The 9,399-nt window shown below is 61.7% G+C and carries 11 protein-coding genes; 2 read left to right on the top strand and 9 right to left on the bottom strand.

Translation table 11 applies throughout. From position 1 onward, the window contains the following. Window positions 1–215, top strand: a 215-nt coding sequence (locus tag ACOVRJ_RS09880) for a CorA family divalent cation transporter (RefSeq protein ID WP_422043681.1), incomplete at its 5' end; no start/stop codon positions are given. A 24-nt stretch (window positions 216–239) separates the two neighbouring features. Here ACOVRJ_RS09880 and ACOVRJ_RS09875 read toward each other — a convergent pair. From ACOVRJ_RS09875 to ACOVRJ_RS09835, 9 genes are all read right to left on the bottom strand, one after another. Beyond that, a complete protein-coding gene (locus ACOVRJ_RS09875) occupies window positions 240–674 on the bottom strand; it encodes a nuclear transport factor 2 family protein (protein WP_422043680.1) in 435 nt (144 codons plus the stop codon). Further along, window positions 671–1,456 (bottom strand): SDR family NAD(P)-dependent oxidoreductase, encoded by a 786-nt coding sequence (locus tag ACOVRJ_RS09870; RefSeq protein WP_422043679.1) that lies wholly within the window; start codon window positions 1,454–1,456, stop codon window positions 671–673. Before ACOVRJ_RS09870 ends, ACOVRJ_RS09875 begins: the two co-directional genes overlap by 4 nt. Before the next feature lie 5 nt (window positions 1,457–1,461). Further along, window positions 1,462–2,019: a DUF3833 domain-containing protein gene (locus ACOVRJ_RS09865; protein ID WP_422043678.1), complete on the bottom strand. Its 558-nt coding sequence runs from the start codon at window positions 2,017–2,019 to the stop codon at window positions 1,462–1,464. Beyond that, window positions 2,016–3,296, bottom strand: coding sequence for an MFS transporter (locus ACOVRJ_RS09860; protein ID WP_422043677.1), 1,281 nt, complete (start codon window positions 3,294–3,296; stop codon window positions 2,016–2,018). Before ACOVRJ_RS09860 ends, ACOVRJ_RS09865 begins: the two co-directional genes overlap by 4 nt. Next, window positions 3,283–3,819 carry a chalcone isomerase family protein gene (locus tag ACOVRJ_RS09855; protein WP_422043676.1) on the bottom strand — a complete coding sequence of 179 codons (537 nt, stop codon included), beginning with the start codon at window positions 3,817–3,819 and terminating at the stop codon, window positions 3,283–3,285. The genes ACOVRJ_RS09860 and ACOVRJ_RS09855 overlap by 14 nt, the downstream gene beginning before the upstream one ends. 2 nt (window positions 3,820–3,821) lie before the next feature. Further along, window positions 3,822–5,054, bottom strand: a complete 1,233-nt coding sequence (locus ACOVRJ_RS09850; protein WP_422043675.1) for a class I SAM-dependent methyltransferase — start codon at window positions 5,052–5,054, stop codon at window positions 3,822–3,824. Between the two features lie 14 nt (window positions 5,055–5,068). After that, window positions 5,069–5,872 (bottom strand): DUF1365 domain-containing protein, encoded by an 804-nt coding sequence (locus ACOVRJ_RS09845; protein ID WP_422043674.1) that lies wholly within the window; start codon window positions 5,870–5,872, stop codon window positions 5,069–5,071. Further along, entirely contained in the window at window positions 5,872–7,275 is a 1,404-nt protein-coding gene (locus ACOVRJ_RS09840; RefSeq protein WP_422043673.1) for an NAD(P)/FAD-dependent oxidoreductase, read from the bottom strand. Before ACOVRJ_RS09840 ends, ACOVRJ_RS09845 begins: the two co-directional genes overlap by 1 nt. Window positions 7,276–7,667: 392 nt before the next feature. Next, a complete protein-coding gene (locus ACOVRJ_RS09835; protein ID WP_422043672.1) occupies window positions 7,668–8,261 on the bottom strand; it encodes a glutathione peroxidase in 594 nt (197 codons plus the stop codon). A gap of 101 nt (window positions 8,262–8,362) precedes the next feature. On the opposite strand from ACOVRJ_RS09835, the gene ACOVRJ_RS09830 reads away from it, so the two are divergent. Further along, window positions 8,363–9,367: a MerR family transcriptional regulator gene (locus ACOVRJ_RS09830; RefSeq protein ID WP_422043671.1), complete on the top strand. Its 1,005-nt coding sequence runs from the start codon at window positions 8,363–8,365 to the stop codon at window positions 9,365–9,367. Window positions 9,368–9,399: the final 32 nt, after the last annotated feature.

The raw sequence follows: 9,399 nt of genomic DNA, 5'->3' as shown, positions 1-9,399 counted from the left end.
TCATCAACATCAACCAGAACAAGATCATCAAGATCTTCTCGGTGGCGAGCGTGGCATTGCTGCCGCCGACCCTAATCGCTAGCATCTACGGCATGAACTTCAAGTACATGCCGGAGCTGGAGTACCCCTGGGGCTACCCCTTCGCATTGGGCTTGATGCTGGCCTCGGTAGCCGCGCCCTTCATCTACTTCCGACGCAAGGGTTGGTTGCGCTGAGGTTGCTTTGCTGGTGCTGAGGGCCTAGATCTTCAGACGCCGCTTGATCAGGCGAAGCAAGCCGCCCACCAGGGGCAACTTTTCGTAAAACTCTTCGGCGGCGTCCCAGTAGTCGCGGTGATAGGCGACGCGGCCGTCCACGCCAAAGCGCAGATGGCTGCTGCCGTGGATCTGGCGAGGCTGGGTTTGTCCCTTCAGTTTGAAGTGAAAGTCCCAGGTCAAGAAGCACTGGTTTTGCTGTGTCACGGCGTCCAGGACCACGAAGCGGGGCGCGTCCAGCGACTCGAACATATGGGCAAAGATCGCCTGGATGCCGGCCAGGTTGCGAACCTCGTTGAACGGGTCCTTGAAAAATGCCTGCTCGGTGTAGCGTTGGCCCATTTGCGCCACATCGCTGGGCTGCAGATGCTCGAAAAGGGTGATGACCGCGGCCACGCGGGGATCGGAGTGAGAGCTCATGAGCGGGTGACTTTTTTGATCAGCGGAAAGTATGCGCCAGGGCCAAGCAGGCGTAAGGCTTTCAGCCAAAGTGTGAACCGTTTGGGGAAATGAATCTCGAAGGCGCCCGCATGCCAGCCTTGGATGATGGCCAAAGCGGCTTCATCCGGGCTGATCAGTGCCGGCATCTTGAAGTCGTTTTGCGCGGTCAGCGGTGTGGCGACAAAGCCCGGGTGAATCACCGAAACGCCGATGCCGGCATCGGACAAGTCCAGGTACAAGGCTTCCGCCAAATGGCTCAATGCGGCCTTGGATGGGCCATAGGCCAAGGACTTGGGCAAGCCTCGAAAACCGGCCACACTGGAAATCAAGCTGAGGTGGGTCTCCCGTCCTTGCTGCGCTTGAAACTGCATTTGCGGCAGCAGGGCATCGAGCAAATTCAAGGCGCCGACATAGTTGACGTCCATGTGCCGGCGCGCCTGATCGAGCGAGAAATTCTGGGCGCTCATCGCTTGGTAATGGCCCGCGCAATAGACCGTCAGGGCAATCGCGCCATGCCTGTGAACGATGGATTGGCAGGCGTGATGAAGCGCTGCGGCATCCAAGACATCGAGGGGCTGGGCCACGCTGCCGGGATGATCATCGACGAAGCGCTGCAGCAATTCGGCCTGCCGCGCTGACACGATCACGCGTGCGCCGGCCAGGTGGAGCCGCTGCGCCAGGGCGAGGCCGATGCCGCTGGAGGCACCGACCAGCCAGACCGTCCGTCCGTGCCAATCGCGAATCTTGGGGTTCAGGGACATGGGGCTCAGAGCTTCTGAAACGACAGCGTGACCTGGCCGAGCTCGAAGCCGAATTTGCTCATGACCGCTTTGTTCAGCATGACCTTTTCATCGATCAGAAACATCCAGTCATCGAAGTCGACCTCGTAGACCTTGCCGTCAACAGGCAGTTTCAGTGTGTAGCTCCAGCGCAAGGCGTTGCCGGCGGCTTCGCCGGTGGCCACGCCGACCACATCGTCGGCCCGGCCGCTGTAGCGACCCCCGCCCAATTCGGTGATGGTCCAGACGCGCCGCTCGCGGGCGCCGTCGCTGTACTCAAAGTCTTCTTCTAAAACGCCCGTATTTCCTTGCCAGCGCCCTTGCAGCTTGACGACAAAGCGTCGCTTCACATGACCGCCCCGATCGGTGAACACCCCGTGCGCGATCAAGGGACCATTCAGGTATTCGCGCAGTTCCAGTTTGGGACTTTCCTGGGCGTACTGCGCGGGTGTTGGCGGCATGGCGCAACCGCCAAGCAGCGCGGCCGCGCTGATGGCCGCAATGCCAGCCAGGATTCGGACACCTTGAAGGGACGAGCGGATCATGGCAACTCCTTGAGACTGGGGGGACGAATCCAAAACTGGTAAAGCAGGGCTGCGGCCAACAGCTTCAGCATGCAGGGCAACAGGCAGTAGGCAAAGCTCAGCGCTTGCAAGGCATCCTCACTGCGCAGCCCCGGCGCGTAACCGAGCCACTGAAGCATGGGCAGGCTCAAGCCGGCGGCCAAGGCAAGGTTGAGTTTGTTGGCCGCATTCCACCAGCCGAAGAACGCACCTTCGGCCTGCCCTCCGAGACCTTCACCATGGATCAACCGGGCCAAGAGGGCACCGGGGATGGCCAAGTCTGCACCCATGGCCAAGCCGCTGGTCAGGCACACCAGGGTGAAGGCCAGACTGTCGCCCTTGCCCAGCAAGGCGGCCCACCCAAACGCCGCCACCGCCAGCAGCATGGCGACCGCCCAGCTGCGCGCGTGACCAAAGCGCTTGACCATGCGTAACCACAGGGGAAGCGATAGTGCGGCTGCGCTGAAGTAAACCGCCAGATAAGCGCCTTCCCACTGCGGCGTTTCGAGTCGATCTCGAACGAAGAACAACAAGAGGCTGGCGGGGATGGCGCTGGCAATGCCATTGAACAAAAAAACCACCATCAGGCGGCGAAAGGCTTGGCTGCGCCACACCGAGGTGTCAGGCCTGGCTGAGCGCTCAGGTCGAATCACGGACTCTGCACGTGGCCCCCGATTCAGCAGCCACAGCCCGATGCACAGGGCCAAGGCCAGGACCAGCGCCGTCCCGGCAAGGCCAATCAAGCTCGGCAAAAGACTGGCGGTGATCACTCCGGTCAGGGCAAAACCCTCGCGCCATGCCACCACACGCGTTTGCTGCACGGCACTGCCGCCGAGACGGGCGCCCCAGGCCTGATGCATGACGCTGAGCAGGCTGTAGCCCAGATAGGTCAGCACCAGCGCGCCTGCGCACCAGATCAACAAGGATTGCTGCGACCGCCAAGGTGGAAAGAACACAGCGACGAATCCGCCGGCCAGCAGCAGCGCGGCGGCCATCATCAGCGGCAAGACCCGGCCTGGGTGTAGATTCAAGGCGCGGTCACAGAGTCGGCCGATCCAGGGGTCCACCACGGCGTCCAAGAGGCGTGCCGCAAGCAGCAAGCCGCCGAGCAAGGCCAAGGGCATGCCGAACTCCTGCGCGTAGTGGGCCGGCAGGGTGATGTAGAGCGGCAGTGCCACAAAGGCAAGCGCATAGCCCAGCGAGCCATAGCGGGCGCATGCCGGGTTTGGCAGATCTTGCCCGGACTCAAGTCCCCTCACGGCGGCCTCCCAGCAACTGCTGGCGCAGGCCTGGTTCGGAACTTTGCGGCGCCAACCAGATGCCAAAGAACAGGCGGGCAAACATCGGGTCGGCAATGCGGCGTTGCAGTCGTCCGTTGACAAAGAAGCGCACCCCTTCCCCGGGGGTCTGCAGGCCGCTGATCCGGTCGCCTTCGCGAACATCGGGGAAGGCGGCTTCCATCTCGGACAGCCACTTCTGCCCCTGCTCGTTCGAGATGTCGACCTGCCGGCGCATCTCGCTGAGTGAGCGCTTTGCAATCTCCCGGCCGCTCAGGCTGCGCGCGTATTGCAGCTCCAAGGCCAACTCCTGGGCTGACCAGTTCTGCGCATCGATGGGTTCGCGGGACCAGAGCCTGATGTCGTAGATCAGCAGGCCGAAAAAGCGCATCTGCGCCTTGGATTGCTGGCGCAGCTCGCTCAACTCTGGCGCGGCATGCGCAGTCCCCTGGCTGATCAAAGCCAGGGCGCAGGCGGCTTGAAGCGCTTGGCGGCGAGTACGCATGATCAGTCGCGCTGCAGGGTGAACTGCATCACGTCGGTGTTGCCGGTGGCAAACGCGGCTTCGCAATAGGCCAAATAGAACTCCCACAGGCGGACGAAGCGGGTGTCGAAACCTTGCTCCCGCACCTTGGCCTCTTGACGCAAAAAGGTTTCGCGCCACAGGTGCAAGGTCTGTGCGTAGTCCTGACCAAAGGCCAGTTCATTGCTGATGCGCAGGCCGGCCTTGTTGGCGTGTGCGCGGAACTGGCTGGGGCTGGGTAGCATGCCGCCCGGGAAGATGTATTGCTGAATGAAATCGCTGGAGCGGCTGTAGCGATCGAACAGATCATCACGGATGGTGATGGTTTGAATACAGGCGCGTCCCCCCGGCTTGAGCTTGGCATGCACGGTCTTGAAGTAGCCGTCCCAGTACTCCCGCCCGACGGCTTCGAACATCTCGATCGACACAATCGCATCAAAAGCCGGGTCGCTGATGTCGCGGTAATCCTGCAGTCGCAAGTCCGCGCGTTCGCTCAAGCCGGCTTGCTGCAAGCGGTCGTGCGCCCATGCCAGTTGCTCGTGTGAGAGGGTGACGCCTGTCAAATGGGCACCAAAGTCGCGTGTGGCGGTTTCGGCCACCGCGCCCCAGCCGCAGCCCAATTCCAGCACTCGGTCGCCGGCACGCACACCACACTCCTGCAGTGCCCGGCTCATCTTGGCGTTCTGGGCTTCGGTGAAGGACTGCTTGGGATTGCCGTCGAACCAAGCACTCGAGTAGTTCATGCTGGGATCCAGCCACAGCTTGTAAAAGTCGTTGCCGATGTCGTAGTGGGCGTGAATGTTCTTGCGACTGCCGGCGCGGCTGTTGCGGTTGAACAGGTGACGCAGGCGGTGCAGCGCCGAGCCCCACCAAGAGCCGAAAATGACCTCGTCCAGCACGGCCCGATTGCGCAGGAACAACTCCAGCAGGGCGCGCAAATCGGGACTGCTCCAGTGGCCGGCCATATAGCTCTCGGCAAAGCCGATATCCCCCGAGCGCAAGGCAGCCGCGCAGACCGACCAATCCCGGATGCGAAAGGCCGCGCGTGGCGAGTCATCCGATCCGGGGGCGGCACCAAAGTGAATGGAGCCGCCATCGGGCAACTGGACATCCAAGCTGCCATGGCGCAGGTGGCTGAGCAGCTTGAAGACGGTGCGCGCCGCAGCGGGGGCGTTGTCTGGCAGGTTGATGCGCGTTGTGAGCGTGTTGGTGTTCATCGCGAGCAAGTCCCTCAACGGGTCACAAGGGTTTCAGGGGCGGCAGGTTTGCCAAAGAAGGGAACACGTTTCAAGAACAGGCGCAAGGCCTGCCAATGGATGCGAGCCAGCACCATCAGGCTCTGCGCCGGCATGTCGAAAAACGCGCGACGGGCCGAAGTCTGGGTCAGCGCCTGCAGTTCGCCGCTGACGCTGGTTTGCAGCAGCGCCTGGCCCAGCTCATCGTCATGGTCGACCCGCGCGACGCAGCGCATCCCTTGCGGGCCGCTGCTGTGCATGAACCGGAAGCGGTAGCGGCCGCTGACTCGGCAGAAGGGCGACACATGAAAGGCCTTGGTCGCCAAGAGTTCGCGGCCATAGGCCAGTGTGGGGCCGTGGAGCAAGTAGCAATGGCGCTCGCCAAAGGTGTTGTTGACCTCGACCACGATGGCGGCGAGGCTGCCGTCTGGGCGGTGGCAATGCCAGAAGCTGACCGGCTTGAAGGCGTGGCCGAGGACGCGTGGGTAGCAATGCAGCCAGACTTCACCGGTGGCCTCATGCACGCCTTCGCGTTGCAGCAAGTCATCCAGCCAGGCCAGGCAGTCAGGCCCGCCGTCCCCATGGTCGGCATCATGGAAGCTGAGCCAACTCCATCCGGCCGCTTTGCCCTCGGCGCTGGGCCGATGCAAGGCCGGGCAAGGCGTGTGCCTCAGGCTGCGCATCGGCAGCATCAGAAAGTAGCTGCGGTAAGCGAAGGCATGGGCGGAGGGCATCAAGCGCCGATGCCGAACCTGACCTCGGCCAATCATGGCTTGGGCTGGCCATGCGCTGTTGCTCATCAGGCCGGACTCCGTGGGGGCTGTGGTGAGGCGGCCCAGCTTTCCAGCAGTCGTTTGGCGACGCTCAGGCCCGACAGCAAGCCGTCTTCGTGAAAGCCATAGCGCGTCCAGGCGCCGCAAAACCAGACATGGCCCTCGCCCTGGATCAAGGGCAGGCGAGCTTGCGCCGCGACGGCGCCTTGATCGAAGACAGGATGGGCGTAATCGAATTCCGCCAGGGTCTGCGCTGGCGACGGTTCCCTGACCGGGTTCAGCGAAACGATCACCTCCTGCTGCCAAGGCAGTGGCTGCAGGCGATTCAAAAGGTAGTGCAGGCAGACGGCTTTGGTGTCGCTGCCGCTGGCCTGGCCGCCATGCTCATAGTTCCAAGCAGCCCAAGCGCGCGGTCGACGCGGCAGCAGCGTGGTGTCGGTGTGCAATACCGCTCGGTTGCGGTGGTAGGGAATGGCGCCCAAGATCTGGCGCTCGCTGGCGCTCGTGTGGGTCAGCAACTGCAGCGTCTGGTCGCTGTGACAGGCCATCACCACTTCATCGAAGCGTTCGGTGCCGCGTGAGGACTGCACCATGACGCCCCCTTCTTCGCTTCGACTCACGCTCAAAACCGGCGTGTTCAGGCGCGCATCCGTGATGCCCGCCAACAGCTTCGCGACATAGTGTTTGGCGCCGCCGTTCACCGTGTACCACTGCGGCCTTTGGGTGACCTGAAGCAGACCGTGGTTGTGGCAAAAGCGAATCAGCGTGCTGATCGGAAATGCCAGCATTTGTCGCGTGGGGCAAGACCAGATGCAAGCCACCATCGGTAGCAGATACCAGTCACGGAAGGCCTGGCCAAATCGATGCTGTTGGAGGAAGTCGCCAATGGGCTGAGCCAATGCCGCCTCTTCGCCGCGTTCGGCCAACTGGGTGCACAGGCGGTTGAAGCGTTGTAGATCGGTCAACATGCCCCAAAACGCCGGGCGCAAGAGGTTGCTTCTTTGCGCGAACACGCTATTGAGATTGCTGCCGCTCCACTCCAGCCCTTGATCCGGCAACTGCACCGAGAAAGACATATCGCTGGCCGCGACCTGCACCCCCAGTTGCTTGAACAACTGAATCAGCAAAGGATAAGTGCGCTCGTTGAAGACCAGAAAGCCGGTGTCGACACCGTGGCTGCGGCCTTCGAGTTCGATGTCGACAGTGTGGGTATGGCCGCCAAAATAATCGCCGGCCTCAAACAGCGTCACATGGGCTTGCGCGCTGAGTGCCCAAGCGGCTGACAAGCCAGCAATACCCGATCCCACCACGGCGATCCGCCGAGCCGATCCGTCCACTGGCCGGCGAGGTTCGGACAACTGATGCAGCAGCGGCAGCAGCGTTTCAGCATGTGCGGTGGCGGATTGCGCATGTGCTTCACGTTGCAGCATGGGCGCTTGAGCCGATGGCTGAGGGGTAAAGGCCCTGACCTCGCCATTGAAAAGGCCCCCGCCATGAGCGGAGGCCTTGGGTGTAAAAGAAGTCGCAAAGCGCCCTGAAGCCAACGAGGGAGGGAGGGAGGAGGAGGAAAACGGCTTCAGGATTTCAGCCCCAACACTGGGGAGACTTCGCGACTCGAAGTGGCTCAATGCTAACGATTTTTTTGAAAATGCAAAGTCCCTCGCATTGGTTTGCAAATGTTTACAAACGGCTGCGAATGAGTTTGACAGTGTTGAATTCTTCTGCTCAGGCCCTGCATGGGCGCCGTCGACCTTGAGCGTCATGTTTGGGGCCTGATGGCCAGCGTTCACAGTCAAATTGCTCATCGTCGGGCTCTCGATCCTCAGGGCTTGGTCAGCATTTTTTCGATTTCGTCGGTGACGCTGCGGCTCAAAGGGTCAGTCATGGAGCCAAAGCTTTGGACCTGTTGGCCGTCGCGCGAGATCAGGTACTTGTGAAAATTCCACTTGGGACTGGAGCCTGTGCGCTGGGCCAGATCGACAAACAGTGGATTGGTATCGGGCTTGCCAGCCTTCACCACCGACTTGGAGAACATCGGGAACTTCACATTGAAGGTGTTCTCGCAAAACTCCGCGATTTCTTTGTTGCTGCCAGGCTCTTGACTGCCGAAATCGTTGGAAGGAAAGCCCAGCACGACCAAGCCGCGTCCTGCGTAGCGAGAGGACAGGGTTTCCAAAGACTTGTACTGGGAGGTGAAGCCGCAAAAGCTCGCGGTATTGACCACCAGCACCACCTTGCCCGCGTACTGGCACAAGGCCTGGGGCTTTTCGTCTTGCAGGCGAGGCATCTCGCGCTGCAGCAGCGCCGGGCAGGTGGCCGGCGTGGCTTGCGCCTGGGCCGACAGCGCCGTCAAACTGAGCAAGGTTGCGAGCCAGTAGGCTCTGCTGTTGGCTGAAAAATACCCGTTGATGTTCATTGTTTGTCCTAGTCAAACGGCGTCAATATGACTATATTAGTACAAACAATCCGTTTTGTCTTTTGTTTGTCTAGAACAAATTTGCCTCATGAGAGCCTCGAATGTCTGCAAGGAATGACGCCCTGCCTCAAGCCGGGTCTGACACGGCCTTGACGCTCGCTGGCATTGCGGCGGTCGAGCGCGATACCGGTTTGAGCAAGGATATCTTGCGCGTCTGGGAGCGGCGCTATGGTTTTCCTGCGCCTTTGCGCGATGAACTGGGCGACCGTGTTTACCCGGCCGAGCAAGTGCAGCGCTTGCGCTTGTTGAAGCGCCTGATTGATGCGGGGCATCGTCCGGGACGCGTGGTGCCGGCTGCTTTTGAGGCCTTGCAGCGCCTGGTGCAAGAGGGCTGCCGCGAGTTGGAGCGGGAACCCAATCGAAAGGAAGATGTGGCGCAGTCAGAGGGCTTGGAGGCTTGCCTGCAACTGCTGCGCTCGCACCGGCTGGATGAGTTGCGTAGCTTCATGGCGCAGGCCTTGTTGCGTCACGGACTCGGAGGCTTTGTCCAGCAATGGGTGGCGCCATTGACCACCCGAGTCGGGGATGCCTGGATGCGCGGCGAACTGGAGGTGTTCGAGGAGCACATCTACACCGAACTGATTCAGCAGCTATTGCGGCAAGCCATTCACAGCCTGACTCAGCAGACCTTGCGCGGCGCCGATGAGAGCCCGCGCATTCTGCTCAGCACCTTGCCCGGGGAGCCGCACGGCCTGGGCTTGCTGATGGTGGAGGCGCTGTTGGTCGTGGAGGGCTGCCATTGCCTTTCGCTTGGCGTGCAAACGCCGGTGGAGGCCTTGCCTCGAGCCGCTGCGGTCCATGGCAGTGATGTCGTGGCCCTGAGTTTCAGCGGCTTGATGTCGGCCGGTGCGGTGAAGCGCGGCTTGAGCGAGTTGCGCAGCCTGCTGCCACCTTCGGTGCATTTATGGGCAGGCGGCAGCGCACTGCAGCGCCGCCGTCGCGATGAGTCGGGCCCAGGGCTTCTATACATGCCCAGCTTGGCCGAGCTCGGCACCGCAGTCGCCGATTGGCGGGCCTTACGACTGAACCGTTCTGGGCTCGCTTGAGCCTGCTCTTCAGGCGTCTGCCGCCAGAAAAG

The organism is Roseateles sp., assembly GCF_049240545.1.
In the GTDB taxonomy this organism is placed as follows: Bacteria; Pseudomonadota; Gammaproteobacteria; order Burkholderiales; family Burkholderiaceae_C; genus Paucibacter_A.
The sequence above is the reverse complement of the archived record's forward strand: the minus strand, read 5'-3'. Positions and strand labels throughout refer to the sequence as shown.

Coding starts and splice junctions, on each gene's coding strand:
- ACOVRJ_RS09865 (WP_422043678.1), bottom strand. CDS start 2,019: ATGATCCGCTCGTCCCTTCAAGGTGTCCGAATCCTGGCTGGCATTGCG.
- ACOVRJ_RS09840 (WP_422043673.1), bottom strand. CDS start 7,275: ATGCTGCAACGTGAAGCACATGCGCAATCCGCCACCGCACATGCTGAA.
- ACOVRJ_RS09875 (WP_422043680.1), bottom strand. CDS start 674: ATGAGCTCTCACTCCGATCCCCGCGTGGCCGCGGTCATCACCCTTTTC.
- ACOVRJ_RS09835 (WP_422043672.1), bottom strand. CDS start 8,261: ATGAACATCAACGGGTATTTTTCAGCCAACAGCAGAGCCTACTGGCTC.
- ACOVRJ_RS09850 (WP_422043675.1), bottom strand. CDS start 5,054: ATGAACACCAACACGCTCACAACGCGCATCAACCTGCCAGACAACGCC.
- ACOVRJ_RS09845 (WP_422043674.1), bottom strand. CDS start 5,872: ATGAGCAACAGCGCATGGCCAGCCCAAGCCATGATTGGCCGAGGTCAG.
- ACOVRJ_RS09855 (WP_422043676.1), bottom strand. CDS start 3,819: ATGCGTACTCGCCGCCAAGCGCTTCAAGCCGCCTGCGCCCTGGCTTTG.
- ACOVRJ_RS09870 (WP_422043679.1), bottom strand. CDS start 1,456: ATGTCCCTGAACCCCAAGATTCGCGATTGGCACGGACGGACGGTCTGG.
- ACOVRJ_RS09830 (WP_422043671.1), top strand. CDS start 8,363: ATGTCTGCAAGGAATGACGCCCTGCCTCAAGCCGGGTCTGACACGGCC.